This window comes from Pseudonocardia sp. CA-107938 (genome assembly GCF_050936315.1).
Taxonomy (GTDB): domain Bacteria; phylum Actinomycetota; class Actinomycetes; order Mycobacteriales; family Pseudonocardiaceae; genus Pseudonocardia.
Window position 1 is genome coordinate 5545247 of sequence record NZ_JBNJNA010000001.1, and the last position, 17636, is coordinate 5562882.

At 73.4% G+C, this 17636-nt stretch carries 15 protein-coding genes; 6 read left to right on the forward strand and 9 right to left on the reverse strand.

The features are described from left to right. Positions 1-23 precede the first annotated feature (23 nt). The 4 genes from ligD (at position 24) to ACQEVB_RS27445 (ending at position 4750) form a co-directional block, all read left to right on the forward strand. Positions 24-1913 carry a non-homologous end-joining DNA ligase gene (ligD, locus tag ACQEVB_RS27430; RefSeq protein WP_432977039.1) on the forward strand — a complete coding sequence of 630 codons (1890 nt, stop codon included), beginning with the start codon at positions 24-26 and terminating at the stop codon, positions 1911-1913. 29 nt (positions 1914-1942) lie between these two features. Then, positions 1943-2740 (forward strand): glycerophosphodiester phosphodiesterase family protein, encoded by a 798-nt coding sequence (locus tag ACQEVB_RS27435; protein ID WP_432977042.1) that lies wholly within the window; start codon positions 1943-1945, stop codon positions 2738-2740. A gap of 61 nt (positions 2741-2801) precedes the next feature. Further along, positions 2802-4118 carry an MFS transporter gene (locus ACQEVB_RS27440; protein WP_432977045.1) on the forward strand — a complete coding sequence of 439 codons (1317 nt, stop codon included), beginning with the start codon at positions 2802-2804 and terminating at the stop codon, positions 4116-4118. A 287-nt stretch (positions 4119-4405) separates the two neighbouring features. Next, positions 4406-4750: an RNA polymerase-binding protein RbpA gene (locus tag ACQEVB_RS27445; protein WP_432977048.1), complete on the forward strand. Its 345-nt coding sequence runs from the start codon at positions 4406-4408 to the stop codon at positions 4748-4750. 51 nt (positions 4751-4801) lie between these two features. On the opposite strand, the gene ACQEVB_RS27450 is transcribed toward ACQEVB_RS27445, so the two are convergent. The 5 genes from ACQEVB_RS27450 to ACQEVB_RS27470 form a co-directional block, all read right to left on the reverse strand. Beyond that, positions 4802-5299, reverse strand: a complete 498-nt coding sequence (locus ACQEVB_RS27450; RefSeq protein ID WP_432977051.1) for a phosphoribosyltransferase — start codon at positions 5297-5299, stop codon at positions 4802-4804. Continuing rightward, positions 5296-6066: a polyprenol monophosphomannose synthase gene (locus tag ACQEVB_RS27455; RefSeq protein ID WP_432977054.1), complete on the reverse strand. Its 771-nt coding sequence runs from the start codon at positions 6064-6066 to the stop codon at positions 5296-5298. The genes ACQEVB_RS27450 and ACQEVB_RS27455 overlap by 4 nt, the downstream gene beginning before the upstream one ends. Continuing rightward, positions 6053-7681, reverse strand: coding sequence for an apolipoprotein N-acyltransferase (gene lnt / locus ACQEVB_RS27460; RefSeq protein ID WP_432977057.1), 1629 nt, complete (start codon positions 7679-7681; stop codon positions 6053-6055). Before lnt ends, ACQEVB_RS27455 begins: the two co-directional genes overlap by 14 nt. A gap of 9 nt (positions 7682-7690) precedes the next feature. Then, positions 7691-8491 carry a PIG-L deacetylase family protein gene (locus tag ACQEVB_RS27465; protein WP_432977060.1) on the reverse strand — a complete coding sequence of 267 codons (801 nt, stop codon included), beginning with the start codon at positions 8489-8491 and terminating at the stop codon, positions 7691-7693. Between the two features lie 239 nt (positions 8492-8730). Continuing rightward, positions 8731-8928 carry a PspC domain-containing protein gene (locus ACQEVB_RS27470; RefSeq protein ID WP_432977062.1) on the reverse strand — a complete coding sequence of 66 codons (198 nt, stop codon included), beginning with the start codon at positions 8926-8928 and terminating at the stop codon, positions 8731-8733. Positions 8929-9190: 262 nt separating this feature from the next. On the opposite strand from ACQEVB_RS27470, the gene ACQEVB_RS27475 reads away from it, so the two are divergent. Next, a complete protein-coding gene (locus ACQEVB_RS27475; protein WP_432977065.1) occupies positions 9191-10240 on the forward strand; it encodes a GDSL-type esterase/lipase family protein in 1050 nt (349 codons plus the stop codon). A gap of 3 nt (positions 10241-10243) precedes the next feature. Here the strand turns inward: ACQEVB_RS27475 and ACQEVB_RS27480 are convergent, their stop codons facing one another. After that, on the reverse strand, positions 10244-11383 hold the full coding sequence (locus tag ACQEVB_RS27480; protein ID WP_432977067.1) for a M24 family metallopeptidase: 1140 nt from the start codon (positions 11381-11383) through the stop codon (positions 10244-10246). 61 nt (positions 11384-11444) lie between these two features. Here ACQEVB_RS27480 and ACQEVB_RS27485 point away from each other — a divergent pair, with 61 nt between their 5' ends. Next, complete coding sequence (locus ACQEVB_RS27485) at positions 11445-12395, forward strand: 5'-3' exonuclease (protein WP_432980614.1); 951 nt, start codon at positions 11445-11447, stop codon at positions 12393-12395. On the opposite strand, the gene ACQEVB_RS27490 is transcribed toward ACQEVB_RS27485, so the two are convergent. The 3 genes from ACQEVB_RS27490 to ACQEVB_RS27500 all read right to left on the reverse strand — a co-directional run bounded on the left by ACQEVB_RS27490 (position 12392) and on the right by ACQEVB_RS27500 (position 17607). Then, positions 12392-13606, reverse strand: coding sequence for a GNAT family N-acetyltransferase (locus ACQEVB_RS27490; RefSeq protein WP_432977070.1), 1215 nt, complete (start codon positions 13604-13606; stop codon positions 12392-12394). The genes ACQEVB_RS27485 and ACQEVB_RS27490 overlap by 4 nt on opposite strands. A 7-nt stretch (positions 13607-13613) precedes the next feature. After that, a complete protein-coding gene (locus tag ACQEVB_RS27495; RefSeq protein ID WP_432977072.1) occupies positions 13614-14714 on the reverse strand; it encodes a DUF4333 domain-containing protein in 1101 nt (366 codons plus the stop codon). Between the two features lie 151 nt (positions 14715-14865). Further along, positions 14866-17607, reverse strand: coding sequence for a DEAD/DEAH box helicase (locus ACQEVB_RS27500; protein ID WP_432977075.1), 2742 nt, complete (start codon positions 17605-17607; stop codon positions 14866-14868). Positions 17608-17636 lie beyond the last annotated feature (29 nt).

Below are 17636 nucleotides of genomic sequence, written 5' to 3' on the forward strand. Positions count from 1 at the left end.
GCCCTGCCCTCTAGCCTGACCCCGTGCCGCTCGACGAGTACCGCCGCAAGCGCGACCCGCGACGCACCCCCGAGCCGGTGCCGGAGACCGACCCCACCGAGGAGGGCGCGGGCACCCGGTTCGTCGTGCAGGAGCACCACGCGCGGTCACTGCACTGGGACATGCGGCTGGAACGCGACGGGGTGCTCGTCTCCTGGGCCGTGCCGAAGGGCCTGCCGCCCGACCCGGACACCGTGCGGATGGCCGTGCAGACCGAGGACCACCCGATCGAGTACCTGACGTTCTCCGGCGACATCCCGGCCGGCGAGTACGGCGCCGGCCGCATGACGATCTGGGACACCGGCACGTACGAGACCGAGAAGTGGCGGCCGCGCGAGGTGATCGTCACCCTGCACGGTGAGCGGGCCCGCGGCCGGTACGTGCTGATCCGCGCGGACCGCAACAACGATCGCGGGGACCAGTGGATCCTGCGACGGTCCGACCCCGCGCCCGACCGTGCCCCGCTCCCCCACGACGCCCTGCCGATGATCGCGACGGTCGGCGAGCTGCCGGAGGACGGTGACGACTGGACGCTGCAGGTGCTGTTCGGTGGCCGCCGCGTGATCGTGCGCGTCGACGGCGGCCGGGCCCGGTTCACCGATGCCGACGGCGAGGAGGTGGCCACTCCGGGGCTGCGCGGGTTCGGACCGGCGCTGGGCACCACCCAGGTCATGCTCGACGCGGAGCTGGTCGGCGGCACCGAGCTGTGGATCGGCGACCTGCTGCACGTCGACGGGCGTGACGTGCTGGACGAGCCGTTCACCCGACGTCGGGAGCTGCTGGAGGAGCTGGCGCTGGCGGGGCCGCACTGGCGGCTCGCACCGGTGTTCCCAGGGGCAGGTGCCGAGGTGCTGGCCGCGGTCCGTGAACAGGGCCTGGCGGGGGTCCTCGCCAAGCGCGACCGCTCCCCCTACGTCCCCGGCCGCGAGAGCGCCGACTGGATCGAGGTGCCGGCCAGGGCCCGCGCGACGCCACCGCCGCCCGCCGCACGGGAAGGCCTCGGGCGGGCGAAGCTCACCAACCCGCGCAAGGTGCTCTACCCGCTCACCGGCACGACCAAGAGCGACGTGCTCGCCCACTACCTGGCCGTCGCCGACGTGATGCTGCCGCACCTGCGCGACCGGCCCGTCACGATGGTGCGCTGGCCCGACGGCGTGGCGAAGCCGTCGTTCTTCGAGAAGGACGTGTCGCGGCACGCGCCGTCCTGGATCCGCACGGCGCGCGTGGGCACCCCGGGTGGACGCTCGGAGAAGGCCGACTTCCCGGTGATCGAGAACGCCGAAGGTCTCGCCTGGGCGGCGAACCTGGCTGCGCTGGAGCTGCACGTGCCGCAGTGGCGGGTGGGCCCGGCGGACGAGCAGCACCTGCCCGACCTGGTGGTGTTCGACCTCGATCCGGGCGAGGGCACCACGATCGTCGACTGCGCGCGGGTCGCGGAGCGCATCGCCGAACGGCTCGCCGGCACCGGCCTCACCGTCTGCCCCCGCACGAGCGGCGGGAAGGGGATGCAGCTCTACTTCGCCGCCACCGTCGAGCGGCCCGACGAGACGTCGGCGTTCGCGAAGGCGCTGGCCGAGGATCTCGCGAAAGAGACACCGGGCCGCGTCACCGCCGTCATGGCGAAGGCCCGTCGGCGCGGCAAGGTGTTCGTCGACTGGAGCCAGAACAACCCGTACAAGACGACGATCGCGAGCTACTCGCTGCGCGGCCGCGGCCGGCCCACCGTCGCCACACCGCTGACGTGGGCGGAGGTGCGCGCCTGCCGGCGGCCCGAGCAGCTGGTGTTCACCGCTGCCGACCTGCCCGCGCGCCTGGCCGAGCACGGCGATCTGATGGCTCCGCTGCTGGAGCCCGGTCCGCCGCTGCCCACCTGAACGGCCGCACGGCATGGCAGGCTGCTGACGTGGATCGCCACCCGTACCTGGACGGCCCTTATCCCCGCGCCTACGCCCACCGCGGCTGGCACATCGGCGAGCTGGCCGGGCTGGAGAACACCTTCGCTGCGTTCGCCCGGGCGGTCGACGAGGGCTTCGCCTACCTGGAGCTGGACGTCCACGCGAGCCTGGACGGGGTCGCGGTGGTGCACCACGATGCCACGCTGGACCGGACGACCGACGGGGCGGGACGCCTGTCTGAGCGCTCCGCGGCAGAGCTGGTCGAGGTCAAGGTACGGGGCAAGGAGCCGATCCCGCTGCTGGAGCAGGTGCTGGCCGACCTGCCCGACACCCGGGTCACGATCGAGCTCAAGTCGGGCGCGGTGGTGACGCCGGTGCTCGCGGTGCTGGAGAAGCTCGACGCCTGGCACCGCGTGTGCATCGGCGGGTTCAACGAGACCTGGCTGGCGGCCGCACGGGCCGGCGGCGGTGATCGGCTGTGCACCTCGATGGCGTACACGTCGGCGCTGGGGCTGCGCAGCCGCGCATGGCTGGACCGGCTCCCGTCCCCGTTGTCGCGGCTGCCGTCGCTGCCGGTCAGCGGCAACCTGGCCCAGCTGCCGCACCGCTACGGCGCCCTCACGGTCGTCGACGAGGCGTTCCTGCGCACCGCGCACGCGAGCGGACGCGAGGTGCACGTCTGGACGGTGAACGATCCCGCGGAGATGGTCGAGCTGCTCGACCTCGGGGTGGACGGGCTGCTGTCGGACCGTCCCGACCTGCTGCGGGACGTGCTGCGCCGGCGCGGCCAGTGGGCCGCCGACTGAACGGGCAGGCGGGTAGATCTACCCGGTCCGATCACGGCCGCGCGCCGCTACGCTCCGCGACATGACCGCTGCCGCTCCGCCCGCCTCCCCCGCGACGCGCGGGCAGGTGATCGCCTGGGCGTTCTGGGACTGGGGATCCGCAGCGTTCAACACGGTGATCCTCACCTTCGTCTTCTCCGTGTACCTGGTGAAGGGCGTCGGCAACGACGAGCCGAGCGCGAGCGCGGCACTGGGCTACGCGGTCGGCATCGCCGGCTTCGCCCTCGCCGTGGTCGCACCGGTGATCGCGGCCCGGGCGGACGCGGCGGGCCGGCGCAAGCGGGCCACCGCGATCTGGACCGCGGTCACCATCGTCGTGATGGCGGTCATGGTCGCGGTGCGCGACGACACGACCTACCTGGCCTTCGGGCTCACCCTGCTGGCTCTCGGCACGGTGTTCTGGGAGCTCGCGTCGGTGTCCTACAACGCGATGCTCTGCCAGGTGTCGACGCCCGCGACGATGGGCCGGGTGTCGGGTTTCGGCTGGTCGATGGGCTATCTCGGCGGCATCGTCCTGCTGGCGGGCCTGTACGCGGGCATGATCAGCGACAACGGGGACGGCACGGCGGGGCTGCTGCGGATCGCCACCGCCGACGGCTGGAACTTCCGGCTCGTGGCACTCGTGGCAGCCGCCTGGTACCTCGTGTCGGCGATCCCGCTGTTCGTGTCGGTGCCGGAGATCCCGCCGGACCCGCAACGACCGGCACGCATCGGCGTGGTGGCGTCCTACCGCAAGCTCGCCGTCGACATCCGCGACGTGTACCGCAGCGACCCGCACGCGCTGTGGTTCCTGCTGTCCAGCGCGATCTACCGGGACGGGCTGGCCGGCGTGTTCACCTTCGGGGTCATCCTCGCGGTCGCCGTGTACGGGATCCCGCAGGACGACGTGCTGATCTTCGGCGTGGTGGCCAACGTGGTGTCGGCGGCCGGCGCGCTGGCCGGGGGCTGGCTCGAGGACCGGGTCGGGCCGAAGCCGGTCATCGTGGGCTCGCTCGTCGGGCTGATCGTGACCGGGGTGATCCTGCTGTTCGTCCACGGACCGGACGCCTTCTGGGTCTTCGGGCTATTCCTGTGCGCGTTCGTCGGGCCCGCGCAGTCGTCGTCGCGGACGTTCCTCGCGCGGATGGCCCCGGTCGGGCGGGAGGGCCAGTTCTTCGGGCTCTACGCGACGACCGGCCGGGCGGCGTCGTTCCTCGCGCCGACCTTGTTCGCGCTCTTCGTGACGATCTTCGACACGCCGCGGGCCGGCATCGTCGGGATCGTGCTCGTCCTCGCGCTGGGTTTGGCGACCTTCGCCGCGGTCCGCTCCCCCGCCCGTCGAGCGACCGCCGAGGTCTGAGCTGTCAACCCCTGTTGGCTGCAAGAATCGGGAACGCCCAGGTTACGAGCTCGTCGCAGCCCTGTGACATAGGTCACAGTTGGCTGACACGTCACATCCACGTGTGTAATTGCGCCTGATGGTGGACACTCAACGATCGGGACGGCAGACGTCCGGTGTCCGTCACATGACGACACCTGAGCGTAACCGTCTCGACCGGTCGGGAATTGACGTCGTAGGTGCAGACGTTACACCCGGCAGTGACGGCCGTGGGAGGCTCCCTCGGCTCGAGAACGGGAGGGTGACGCATGGCCGACCGCGTGCTCCGTGGCAGCCGGCTCGGGGCTGTCAGCTACGAGACGGACCGCAACCACGACCTCGCGCCGCGGCAGACGATGCGCTACGCGTGCCCGCGTGGGCACGACTTCGAGGTGCCCTTCGCCGACGACGTCGAGGCCCCGGCGACCTGGGAGTGTCGACTTCACGGCAGCATCTCCCGCCTGGTCGACGGCGCCGAGCCGGAGACGAAGAAGGTCAAGCCCGCGCGTACCCACTGGGACATGCTGCTGGAGCGCCGCTCCGTGGCAGACCTGGAGGTGCTGCTCGCGGAGCGACTCGAGCTGCTCGCCGAGAAGCGCGCCGAGATCGCCTGACGCAGACGCGACGAAGGCCGGATCCCCGCGGGGGTCCGGCCTTCGTGCTGTTCACGCGTCGAGCACCTGCCCGGCGCGGCGCACCACGGGCGGCAACGTCGACCAGGGGAAGTTGATCCAGCGGTCGGTGCGGCGCCAGACGTACTCGCACTGCACCGACGAGTGCGGCTTCTCGTAGACCACGGCGCACCGCACGTCGGCGACGTGGCCGACGCAGAAGTCGCGCACCAGCTTGAGCGTGGCGCCGGTGTCGGCCACGTCGTCCGCGACGAGCACCCGGGAACCGGACAGGTCGACGACGTTCGGGACCGGCGGCAGCATGATCGGCACCGGCAGCCGCTCGTCCACGCCGGTGTAGAACTCGACGTTGGCGACGTGCAGGTTCTTCACGTCGAGCGCGTAGCCCAGCGCGCCGGCCACGAACAGCCCACCGCGCGCGATCGACAGGATGATGTCGGCCTCGTAGCCGTCGGCGGCGATCTGCTCGGCCAGCTCGCGCGACGCGAGCCCGAACAGCTCCCAGGTCAGCTCCTCGCGCGGCTCGCTCACGTTCGGACCCCCTTGCGCGCACGGCGCCGGTCGAGCAGCCGCTCGCCGCCCCACGTGGCGACCCGCCAGAACGCCTCCACCATCACCTTCCGGTCCATCTTCGACGCCCCGTGCTCCCGCTCGGTGAAGGTGATCGGCACCTCGGCGACGCGGAACCCGGCCTGAACCGCCCGCCACGCCATGTCGATCTGGAAGCAGTAGCCCTGCGACTGGACGGCGTCGAGGTCGAGCTCCTCGAGCACCTGGCGGCGGAACGCGCGGAACCCCGCGGTGATGTCGCGGATCGGCACGCCGAGCGCGATGCGCGCGTACAGGTTCGCGCCCTTGGACAGCGCGTAGCGGTGCGCGGGCCAGTTGCGCACCCGTCCGCCCGGCACGTACCGCGAGCCGAGGACGAGGTCGGCGCGGTCGAGGGCGGCCAGCAGCGCCGGCAGGTCCTCGGGGGCGTGCGAGCCGTCGGCGTCCATCTCGACGATCACGGCGTACTCGCCGTCGAGGGCACGGGCGAAGCCGGCCAGGTACGCCGCACCCAGCCCGTCCTTCGACGTGCGGTGCAGCACCTCCACCCGCGCGTCGGCGGCGGCGATCTCGTCGGCGATCTCCCCCGTGCCGTCCGGGCTGCCGTCGTCGACGACGAGGACGTGCACGTCAGGCACGGCGGCCAGCACCCGGTCGACGATCGACCGGATGTTGTCGCGCTCGTTGTAGGTGGGGATCACCACCAGCACCGGGCCCGGTGCCGGCCCCGATGGTTCAGCCCTCGTCATGAGCCTGTGCCGTCCTCTCCCCGACCGGTGAGCGCCGGCGCCCTCGACCGGCCCACAGCGCAGCCGCGACCGCCAGCACCCCCAGTGCGGCGAGCGTCCACTCGGGACCGCTGCGCAATCGAGAGGCAAGCGTAGTGGTGTCGCGCAGGACGGTCTTATCCACCAGGTACGCAGCGGTGAACTGGCGCGTGGCCTGGGTGACCGTGCCGTCCGGGTCGATGGTCGCGCTCACGCCGCTCGTGGTCGCGATGATCGAGGTGCGGTCGTGCTCGACGGATCGGACCTGCGAGATCGCCATCTGCTGGTACGTCATCTCGGTGAGCCCGAACGTGGCGTTGTTGCTCGGCACGGCGAGCACCTGGGCGCCCGCGTCGATCTCCTCCTGCACCGCCTCGTCGAACGCGACCTCCCAGCAGATCGCGACGCCCACCGGGATGCCCGCCATCGTCACGCGGCCGGTGCCCGTGCCCGGGACGAAGTAGCCGGCGCGGTCGACGTACGGGGAGAACAGCCGGAAGAAGTCCCGCCACGGCATGTACTCGCCGAACGGCTGGATCCAGCGCTTGTCGTTGCGCTCCACGACACCGACGCCGGCCTGCCAGACGAGCGCCGAGTTCGTGGTGGTCTGCCCGTCCGGGTTGCGCAGCACGGAGCCCACCAGCACCGGCACGCCGACCGCCCGCGCGGCCCGGTCGATCTGTGCCGCCGCGTCGGGGTTCTGCAAGGGGTCGATGTCGCTGGAGTTCTCCGGCCAGATCACGATGTCCGGCTTCGGGGTGCGCCCCGCCGCGACGTCGGCCGCGAGCTGCACGGTCTGCTTCACGTGGTTGTCGAGCACGGCGCGGCGCTGGGCGTTGAAGTCGAGACCCAGGCGCGGGACGTTGCCCTGGATGGCGGCGATGGTGACCGTGCGCCCGACGTCACCCGTCGGCGGCACGAGGCCGGCGATCGGGCCCGACGCGAGCGCGCCCACCAGCAGCGCGACCGGCCCGGCCAGCGGCCGGACCTGTCGCTCTCCGGCGACCAGCCTGCGGAGCAGCTCGCCCAGTGCGAGCCCGGCCAGCACCGTCACGAACGAGAGCAGCGGCTCACCGCCGATGGCGGCGAGCGGCACCAGGGGGCCGTCGGGCTGGCTGAAGCCGACCCGACCCCACGGCATCCCACCGAACGGGATGCGCCCGCGCACCGCCTCCCCGGCGATCCAGACGCACGCCATCGCGACGATCGGCGCGAACCGGAGGCGGGCCACCAGCACCATCCCGATCGCGGCGACCGCCATGAACAGCGACTCGAACACCGCCAGCGCGATCCACGGCAGCGTCTGCACCAGCGACGACACCCAGTGCAGCAGCGGGACGAACACGCCCATGGAGAACAGGAACCCGTAGCCGAACGCGGCCCGTGGGCGGCGCCCGTCGAGCACGAGGCGCAGCAGGGCGAACGCCGGGACAGCGAGGAACCACGTGGGCCGGGGCGGGAACGCCAGGTACAGCAGGGCGCCGCCGGCGATCGCGCCGACCAGACGCAGCACGAACAGGACGCGTCGCCGGCTCGACGGGGCGGGCGATTCCGCGGCGGGTTCGGGAACGCGCGGCTCAGCAGTGGGGACAGCCACCTGCTGAGACTACGGGGCGGGTGTGACGACTCCGTGATCCGCGTGGGTGGCCGCGAGCAGGTCCAACGGACCGGCAGCACCGGAGCGCAGGTACCACTCCTGCCCGTACGCCTGCTCGAACCCCTCTTCCGGCACGTCGGCGGGCGAGACCTGGCTCTCGTGGGCGAGGATCGCGGCCCGCTTGACCGCGATGTCGGCACCGTCGCCGGCGACGGACAGCATGATGTCGCCGGTCGGGCGCCCGTACCGCACGCCGGCCGCGTCGGCGGCACCGTGCACCAGGTGGCCGGCCGGGCTGAGCGCGTCGCGGTCGACGGTGGTGCGGTAGGACGTGATGCCGGCCAGATCGGCGGCCGCGGCGCCGATGCGGTGGGTTGCGGCGTGGTCGGGATGGCCGTAGATGCCGTCCTCGTCGTCGTGGACGAGCGCGGTGGCGCCCTCTGCGTCGGCGAGCTCGGCCAGTGAACGGGCCAGCGGCAGCACGGGCGCGGCGGCGAGCGCGCGGGCGTGCCGCGTGCTCTTCCAGCCGGGCAGGCCGGAGTCGCGCCGCCCCATCAGCACCAGGCGGGCGACGCCGAGGAGCTCGGCCGCGCGCTCCAGCTCGGCGATGCGCCGCTGCGGGACGGTCTCGCCCCGCCGCAGCGGCACCCGCGAGGCACCGAGGTCGCCCGAGGTGGCGACGACGAGCACGGTGCGCGCGCCGGCCGCGGCGAGGCGCCGCAGCGTGATGCCGGTGAAGATGGCCTCGTCGTCGGGGTGCGCGTGCAGCGCGACGACGGTGTGGCCGGAGAGGGTGCGAGTGGATGCCATGGAAGACGTCACAGACGTGCGGGCCAGCCGCACGCGGCGGCGGCAGGACGGTCGGGGGGATCGGTCAGCTGCAACAGCAGCGACAACACCCCGGACAGCAGTGGGCCATGGCACCCACGACGCTCGTCCGACCGGTCACGGCGAAAGTATGGCACAGGCCGGGCGCCCGGCCCGTGCCGGTCAGGTCACGTCACCCTGACCATCGGTGAAGCCTTGTGCAGCGGTCCGGCAAGCCCTGCTCAGTACGGGCGCTTCGGCATGATGATCCACAGCACGATGTAGACGACGAACTGCGGACCCGGCAGCAGGCACGACAGCAAGAACAGCAGGCGGACGAAGCCGGCGCTCCAGCCGAAGTGGTCCGCGATGCCCGCGCAGACACCGGCGATCACCTTGCCGTGCCGGGGGCGGCTGAACGAACGGACAGGGGCGGACATGGTCGGCTCCTTCGGGTCGGGCGGCGCGGGATCCTCTCGCGCTCTGCCTTCCACTGTGCGCCGGTCCGGCCTGGTCCGCAGTGGGGGAAGCCCCCGATCCGGCCCTGAGGCAGGCCCCGAGATCACCCGGTCGAGTCGGACCGCGCCGGGACGAGGGCGCTGGGTGACCGGCACTCGACCGAGCCGGTGATCATCGCCCGCAGCCGGACGAACTCGCCGAAACTCCTGTGACGGCGCGGCCCGACTCCCTACCGTCCTCCGGATGGGGTGGCGGTGGCGGGCGCTGGGCTTCGGCCTGCTGACCCCCGCGCTCTGCCTGCTCCCCGGCCTCACGACCACCGCGGCGGCCGCCGTCGACCGGCCACCCGCCGTCGTCGTGCTCGGGGACAGCGCCGCGGCCGGCGACGGCGCAGGCGACTACGAGCCCGGCACCCGCGGCGAGAACGGCAACTGGTGCCATCGCTCGCCGCACGCGTACGTGCACCACACCGGGCTCTCCGGGGAGGCGGTGAACCTGGCCTGCTCCGGAGCGGACACGGCGGACGTGGCGTTCCCCGCGCCCGGCCACTACACCGAGCCGTCGCAGGCGCGGCAGCTCGTCGACGTCGCCCGGCGCTACCGCGTGCAGACGGTGGTGCTGCAGGTCGGGGCCAACGACGAGGGCTCGCTCACCCCGATCGGGCTCGCCTGCGTGCGGGCCTTCCTTGATCCGGCCGAACCGGCCTGCCGCACGACGATCGGCCCGCACGTCGGCGAGCGGATGCGAGCAGCGGGTGCCGGCGTCGAGCGGGCCACCCGCGACATCCGCACCGCGATGACGGAGGCCGGCTACGGGCCCGCCGACTACACGCTGGTGCTCACGTCGTACGCGCCGCCCATCACCGGCAGGATGATCTCGGTGCCGGTCGCGATCGGGTGCCCGTTCAGCCGGCCCGACGCCGCGTGGGGCCACGACGTGCTCTTCCCCGCGTTCAGCGACGCCGTCCGGGCGGTCGCGCAGCGGGTCGGGGCGCGGTTCCTCGACCTCGACCTCGCCACCGATGGTCACGAGGCGTGCACGAGCGAGGATCCGGCGAACGAGTGGCACCGGCGCCTCACCGTCGACCCGCACGCGTTCGCCTTCGGCGGTCGTGACGCGTTCGGCTACCACCTCGCGCAGGAGTCGTTCCACCCGACGGCGGCCGCGCACGAGCGGATCGGCCGATGCCTCGGCGCGCTCGTGCGCTCGGCGGTGCCGGCGGCGGCGTGCGTCACCGGAGCCGACGGCGTCACGCGGCTGGTCAGGTCCGCCGTGCCACCGGCAGCAGCCTGAGCCTCACACCACGACGAGGTCGCGCGGACGCCGGTTGAGCCGCTCCGCGCCGTCGGCGGTGACGACCACGATGTCCTCGATGCGGGCGCCCCACACGCCCTCCACGTAGACGCCCGGCTCCACGCTGAACGCCATGCCCTCCTCGAGGACGATCGCGTTGCCCGCGACGATGTTGGGCTGTTCGTGCACGTCGAGGCCGATGCCGTGGCCGGTGCGGTGCAGGAACCGATCCCCCAGCCCGACCGCGGTCAGCACACCGCGCGCGGCAGCGTCCACCTGCTCGGCGACCACACCCGGCCGGACGGCGGACACCGCCTGCTCCTGGGCGTCCTGCAGGGCGGCGTAGGCCTCGGCGATCTCCGGGCTCGGCGCCCGGCCGACCGCGTAGGTGCGCGTGCAGTCGGAGTTGTAGCCGCTCGGCAGCGGTCCGCCGATGTCGATCACGACGACGTCGCCGGTCTCGACCACGCGCTCCCCAGCGTCGTGGTGCGGGCTCGCGCCGTTCGGCCCCGAGCCGACGACCACGAACGCGGCCGACTCGTGACCCTCCTCGACGATCGCCGCGGCGATGGCAGCCGCGATCTGGTTCTCCGTGCGGCCGGCGACGAGGAACTCGCCCATGCGCGCGTGCACGCGGTCGATGGCGGCCCCGGCTGCCCGCAGCTCGGCGATCTCCGCGGCGTCCTTGCGCATGCGCAGCTCGCGCAGCACGGGTCCGGCGAGGGTCAGCTGTGCGTCGGGCAGCACGTCACGCAGCCCCAGCACGTGGTCGGCGGTCATCGTGTCGGAGACCCCGAGCACCTCCGGGCCGCCGGCAAGGTCGCTGACCAGCAGGTGCGGATCCTCGCCGTCCGACCAGGTCACGACCTCCACGCCGAGTGCTTCGAGCTGCGCGGTGGGCAGGCGCGGCGCCTCCAGGCGGGGCACGACCAGCGCCGGCGGAGCGCGGTGGCCGGAGGCGGGGACGAGCAGGCACGTCAGCCGCTCGTGGGTGTCCGCAGTGCTGTCGAGCAGGTAGCGCAGGTCCGTGCCCGGGGTGATGGCGAGGAGGTCGACGCCCTGGTCGGCGGCGACTGCCCCGGCGCGGCGGATGCGGTCGGCGAGCAGGTCCGTGGTCGGACCGGAGGGGGCGGCCGGTGACATGCGGCCGAGGGTAATCCGGCAAGCTGCCCAGGTGACCTCGGCCCCGAAACCGGCACCGTTGATGCTGCTGGACTCCGCGAGCATGTACTTCCGCGCGTTCTACGGCGTGCCGGAGTCGATCACCGCACCCGACGGCACGCCGATCAACGCCGTCCGCGGGTTTACCGACATGGTCGCGCGGCTCGTCGCCGAGCACCGCCCGGCCCGGCTCGTGGCATGCCTCGACCTGGACTGGCGACCGGCGTTCCGGGTCAACGCGCTGCCCACCTACAAGGCGCACCGCGTGCCCGGGGAGCCGGAGACCGCGCCGCCCGGCGTGCCGGAGGAGGTGCCGGACCTCCTCGCCCCGCAGGTGCCGATCCTGCTGGAGGTGCTGGCCGCGGCCGGCATCGCGACCGGTGGTGCCGTGGGCTACGAGGCGGACGACGTGATCGGCACCCTCGCCGCGCGGGAACGCACCCACCCGGTGCTCGCCGTGAGCGGCGACCGTGACCTCATGCAGATCGTCAGCGACGGCGAGCCGCCCGTCCGGCTGCTGTACGTCGGGCGCGGGCTCGCCAAGGCCGAGCTGTTGGGGCCGGCCGAGGTCGCCGAGAAGTACGGCGTGCCGCGCGCCCGCGCGGGCGCCGCCTACGCGGAGATGGCGATGCTGCGCGGGGACCCCTCCGACGGGCTGCCCGGGGTGCCGGGGGTGGGGGCGAAGACCGCCGCCACCATCGTCGGACGGTTCGAGACGTGGACCGAGCTGGTCGCCGCAGTCGGTGACCCCTCCGACACCCGGATGTCGCCCAACGTACGCAGCAAGCTCGCGAAGGCCGTCGACTACCTGGCCGTCGTCGAACCCGTCGTGCGGGTCGCGCAGGACGCCGAGGTCGTCCTCGACCGGGACGACGCCCTCCCCGTCGAACCTGCCGACGGGGCGCGGCTGCTGGAGCTCGTCGAGCGCTGGGGCATCGCCAGCTCGGTGGAACGGCTGCTGCAGGCACTGCAGACGGCCGCGAAGAGCCTCTAGAAGTGCGTTCCGCACCACGGCGCGGCCGGGACGGCGAACGCCTGGTCGGCCCGCGCCGCGGCCGCGGTGGCACCCTGCCACCAGCCCGTCGCGACGAGCTCGGACGGGCGGCGGTCGCCCAGGTAGGCCATGGCCAGCGCGGTCACCGAGCACGTCAGGTCCGCGTCGGCGGACAGTGAGCCGGTCCGCTCGGCGTGCCCGTCCGCGATCCGGTACGTGCCTTCGTTCGCCGGCAGCAACGGATCCAGCACGGCGATCGTCACCGGCTCCGCCGGCGCCCACGACCGGGCGGCGAGCGCCGCCGGCACGTCCACGATCCGCAGCCACGTCTCGTCGTCGACCGAGGTGACCGCGGCGTCCCGCGGATCGGTGAGCAGCAGGTCGAGCGGATCGTCCATCGGGCGCCCGGACGCGCGGACCTCGCCGACCAGGTCGACGGAGAGCAGGAACCGCCACAGGTCGGCCGTCGCGGCCACGTCCCGCGCGTGCAGGTCGGAGACGGTCAGCGGCCGCGCGCCGAACTCGGGTCCCTCACCGACGGAGGCCACGGCGAACCCGTCGTCGCCGTCCGCGCCGCGGTGCACCAGCACCAGCAGGTGATCACCGCCACGAACCCGCGACTGGAGGGAACCGTCCCACCACTGGGCGAACCGCGTGATGCCGCCGGGGCGGACCAGCGCGAGAGCGTCGTGCAACGGCCGCAGCGTCTCGACGGCGGACTCCGGGTCGACCACGCGCACCGTGCCGCTCGTCGGTATCTCCGTACGGATTCCGCGCCCGCCGCGGCGGCGCAGCCGGATCGTGCGGTAGCGGGTGGCGACGCCGTACCCGAACCTGCCGTACAGCACCCCTTCGGTGGCTCGCAGCGACGCCAGCACGTCACCGCGCGCGGCGAGGTCGGTCAGCTGGGCGCGCATGAGCGCCGTGAGCATCCCGCGGCGGGTGTGGTCGGCGCGCACTCCCACCCGGGAGACGCCGGACGCCTGCACCGTCCCGCCCGGCACGGCTGTGCGGCAGCCGAAGGACCAGGCCGTGGCGGCGAGCGCGCCGCCGTCGCCGCGGATGCCCATGGACCGCCCGGGCTCCCAGCCGGCCTCCAGAACCGCCAGGCGCGACTCGTCCGGCGGCGGCATCCCGATCGCGCGGATGAACACCTGCACCGCTGCGCGGGTCTCGTCGCGCCCCAGTGCCTCGACGACGTGTGCCTCCATCGCGGCGTCAGGACGGGCGGCCGACCTCGTAGGTGCCCTGATTATCCTTGACCGTGACCTTGATCTCCGTCGGCTTGCCCTCGATCGTGGCCTTGCACGTGAACGTGGTGTCGGCCTTCACGGGGGTGCTCGCGGGGCAGGAGACGTCCTTGACGTCCTGCAGACCGTAGTCGCGCGTCAACACGGTCGTGACGCCGTCGGCGACCGCCTTCTCGTTGAACACCTTCGACGTGAGGATGCCCGGGATCCAGAACAGCACCACCGCGGCCGCCGCGAGGAGGACGACCACGACGACCCCGAGGATCAGCGGCAGCTTCGACTTCCCGCGTGGCGCTGCCGCCGCGTCCGGCGCACCCGGATAACCCGGCTGGCCCTGGTTCCACGGCTGCTGAGCGCCCCACTGACCGGGCTGCGGCTGGCCTTGCTGCGGTGCACCGCCCCATGGCGCCTGCGCACCGGCCTGCGGCGCCGGTGGAGCACCCCATCCCTGCTGGGCAGGCTGCTGGCCACCCCACGCGTCCTGCGGTCCCTGCTGTGCGGGCTGGCCCGAGGGCGGCGCGTACGGGTGGGGCTGGCCGCCGAACTGGGGCTGCTGCTGCCCACCGAACGCCGGGGCCTGCCCCGACCAGTTCTGCTGCGTCGGCTGGGCACCCCAGCCGGCCTGGGTCTGCGGCGGCCCCCAGGACGGCGCGCCGGGCTGCTGGCCGGGCTGCTGGCTGGGCTGCTGGCTGGGCTGCTGGCCGGGGTACGGGGCCGCGGGCTGGGTCTGCACGTGCGGAGGCTGCGGGCTGGGCTGTTGCCCCGCCGCCTGCTGACCGGCCGGCTGCGGCGCTGCCTGTGGCGAGGGCGTGGGCTGGGTGACCTGCGCGGCGGGTTGCGCGGCAGGCGTCGGCTGCTGCCCGCCCGCCTGCGACGCGGCGACCTGCTGGCTCCACGCGCGCGGATCGACGCGCTGGGTGCGGTCGGGATCGGTGTCCGACGCCTGGTCGTCGACGGGCGGTTGCCCCCACCCACCGGCCGGTGGTTGACCCCACGAGGCCTGCTCGGTGGGCTGCTCGGCCGGGTTGCCGTGCGGCGGGTTCGAGCCGGAGCCCTGGGGCGTACTCATCACAGACCCTCTCGTGACTGCCCGCTCGCAACCGAGCGGTGCGGCGATCAAAGCACAGGCGCCGACCGCCGGGCACCCCCTGGCCCCGATCGTGCCGACGGAGGGCAGCAGTACCGCGCTCAGCGACCTGCAGGTGCACGGCCGGCCGGGATCAGGTGGTGCCGGCCGCCACGACGCCGCGGCGCACCGCCTGCACAGCCGCCCGCGCCGTCCGCCCGATCGCGGTGTCGCGACCGGCGACCCCCGCGATCTGGTCGAGCACGTCCACGACCTGCCGGCACCACCGCACGAAGTCACCGGCCGACAGCTCGGCGCCGTTCTGCTCCGCGGCGCGCAGCACCGCAGCGAGCGACTCCCCGCGGGCCCACCGGTGCACGGGCCAGGCGAAACCCAGGTCGGGCTCGCGCGTGCGGTCGACCCGGTGCCGGCGCTCGTCGGCCTCCAGCTCGGCCCACAGGCGCACCGTGGCCTGGAGGCCGTCGGCGACCGCGCCGGACGGCACCCGCGGCAGCGGGCCGCCGTCGCGGCGCGACTCGTACACCAGCGCGGACACCACCGCGGCCAGCTCGGCGGGTTCCAGACCGGCCCACACGTCGTGGCGCAGGCACTCCGCGGTGAGCAGGTCGGACTCACCCCAGAGCCCCGCCAGGAGACGGCCGGCGTCGGTGACGGTCTCGCCGTCGAGGTAACCGCGTTCGGCGAGGATGGCGCAGATCCGGTCGAACGCCCGCGCCAGCGAGTGCGTGGTGGCTCGGACCTTCTCCCGCAGCGCGTCCGTCTCGCGGGACAGCTGGGTGTGGCGGTCGGCCCACCGGGCATGCGCCTCGCGGTCGTTGCAGCCGTGGCACGGGTGCGCGCGCAGCTCGCGGCGCAGGGCGGCGAGCTCCTCGTCGTCGGCGGCCGCGCCGCGGGACCGCCGCCGCACCACCGGCGGTGCCTGGATGCCGGTGTTGCGCAAGCTCGACGCCAGGTCGCGCCGCACCCGCGGGACCCGGTGGTCGACCCGTTTCGGCAACCGCATCCGGCCCAGCGGCTGGACGGGGACCGGGAAGTCGGCCGCGGTCAACCGACCGGCCCACCGGTCCTCGTTGAGCACGAGCGGTCGCGGGTCGTCGTCGCCGTCGAGGCCGGGGTCGAGCACGACGGCGAGCCCGGACCGGCGCCCGGCCGGCACCGCGATCACGTCGCCCGGTTTGAGCGCCCGAAGCGACGCCGCCGCGGCCTCGCGCCGGTCGGACAGTCCCTTCCGGGAGAGCGTCTTCTCCCGCTGCGACACCGCGCGGCGCAGCTCCGCGTACTCGGCGAAGTCGCCGAGGTGGCACTGCATCGACTCCTGGTACCCGGCGAGCGCCTCCTCGTTGCGCTCGATCCGGCGCGACACCCCGACGACGGACCGGTCGGCCTGGAACTGGCCGAACGACTGCTCGAGCAGCGCCCGCGCCGCATCAGCGCCCATGCGGCCCACGAGGTTGACCGCCATGTTGTAGCCAGGGCGGAACGAGCTGCGCAGCGGGTACGTGCGGGTGGACGCGAGCCCAGCGACCTGCCCAGGGTCCATGCCCGGCTGCCAGATCACCACGGCGTGGCCTTCGACGTCGATGCCCCGACGCCCGGCCCGGCCGGTGAGCTGCGTGAACTCGCCGGGGGTGAGCTCGGCGTGGCTCTCCCCGTTGAACTTGACCAGCCGCTCCAGCAAGACGGTGCGCGCAGGCATGTTGATGCCCAGCGCGAGCGTCTCGGTGGCGAAGACCGCGCGGACCAGGCCGCGGACGAACAGGTCCTCGACCGTCTCCTTGAACGCGGGGAGCAGACCGGCGTGGTGCGCCGCGATGCCGCGTTCGAGCGCCTCGCGCCACTCCCAGTAGCCCAGCACCTCGAGATCGCCCTGAGGCAGGTCGGCGGTGTGCTGCTCGATGGTGCGCCGGATCTCGACGACGTCGTCCTCTGTGGTGAGGCGCAGCCCGGCGCGGACGCACTGACCCACGGCGGCGTCGCACCCGGCCCGGCTGAACACGAACGTGATCGCCGGGAGCAGCGCGTTGCGGTCGAGCCGGTCGATCACGGTGGTGCGTGACGGCGGCTTGAACCGGGTGGCCGGGCGCGGGCCGCCGCGGGTGCGTCCGCGTCCGCGGTCCCAGACGACGCTCTGCCGTTCCAGCTCCGTGGTGTGGCGGACGAGGTCAGGGTCGACCCGCAGCTCGCCGCGGGACGTCTCGCCCGCGAACAGGTCCATCAGCCGGTTGCCCACCATCATGTGCTGCCACAGCGGGACCGGTCGGTGCTCGTCGACCACGACGGCCGTGTCGCCGCGCACGGCCACCAGCCAGTCGCCGAACTCCTCGGCGTTGCTCACCGTGGCCGACAGCCCGACGACGGCGACGTGCTCGGGGAGCTGCAGGATCACCTCCTCCCACACCGCGCCGCGGAAGCGGTCGGCGAGGTAGTGCACCTCGTCCATCACCACGTAGCCGAGCTGGTCCAGGCGCCGCCCACCGGCGTAGATCATGTTGCGCAGCACCTCGGTGGTCATCACCACCACCTGCGCATCACCGTTGACCACCGTGTCGCCGGTCAGCAGCCCGACCGCCGCCGCGCCGTGGCGCGCGACCAGGTCGGCGTACTTCTGGTTGGACAGCGCCTTGATCGGTGTGGTGTAGAAGCACTTCAGGCCCTGTGCCAGCGCCAGGTGCACCGCGAACTCGCCCACCACGGTCTTGCCGGCACCCGTGGGCGCGCACACCAGCACCCCGTGCCCGTCGTCCAGGGCCGAGCAACCCTCCACCTGGAATCCGTCGAGGTCGAACGGGAGACCGGCCGCGAACTCGGCGAGCCGAGGTCGAGCGGCGCGGCTCCGGGCGGCGGCGTAGGCCTCCGCGGGAGTGCTGCTGGCCACGGACCAAGGTTGACACACCACACCGACAA

Excerpts from the sequence above, each read along its gene's own strand:
- ACQEVB_RS27445 (WP_432977048.1), top strand. The coding sequence starts at position 4,406 with ATGGCCGACCGCGTGCTCCGTGGCAGCCGGCTCGGGGCTGTCAGCTAC.
- ACQEVB_RS27475 (WP_432977065.1), top strand. The coding sequence starts at position 9,191 with ATGGGGTGGCGGTGGCGGGCGCTGGGCTTCGGCCTGCTGACCCCCGCG.
- ACQEVB_RS27465 (WP_432977060.1), bottom strand. The coding sequence starts at position 8,491 with ATGGCATCCACTCGCACCCTCTCCGGCCACACCGTCGTCGCGCTGCAC.
- ACQEVB_RS27440 (WP_432977045.1), top strand. The coding sequence starts at position 2,802 with ATGACCGCTGCCGCTCCGCCCGCCTCCCCCGCGACGCGCGGGCAGGTG.
- ACQEVB_RS27485 (WP_432980614.1), top strand. The coding sequence starts at position 11,445 with ATGCTGCTGGACTCCGCGAGCATGTACTTCCGCGCGTTCTACGGCGTG.
- ACQEVB_RS27470 (WP_432977062.1), bottom strand. The coding sequence starts at position 8,928 with ATGTCCGCCCCTGTCCGTTCGTTCAGCCGCCCCCGGCACGGCAAGGTG.
- ACQEVB_RS27455 (WP_432977054.1), bottom strand. The coding sequence starts at position 6,066 with ATGACGAGGGCTGAACCATCGGGGCCGGCACCGGGCCCGGTGCTGGTG.
- ACQEVB_RS27480 (WP_432977067.1), bottom strand. The coding sequence starts at position 11,383 with ATGTCACCGGCCGCCCCCTCCGGTCCGACCACGGACCTGCTCGCCGAC.
- ACQEVB_RS27490 (WP_432977070.1), bottom strand. The coding sequence starts at position 13,606 with ATGGAGGCACACGTCGTCGAGGCACTGGGGCGCGACGAGACCCGCGCA.
- ACQEVB_RS27495 (WP_432977072.1), bottom strand. The coding sequence starts at position 14,714 with ATGAGTACGCCCCAGGGCTCCGGCTCGAACCCGCCGCACGGCAACCCG.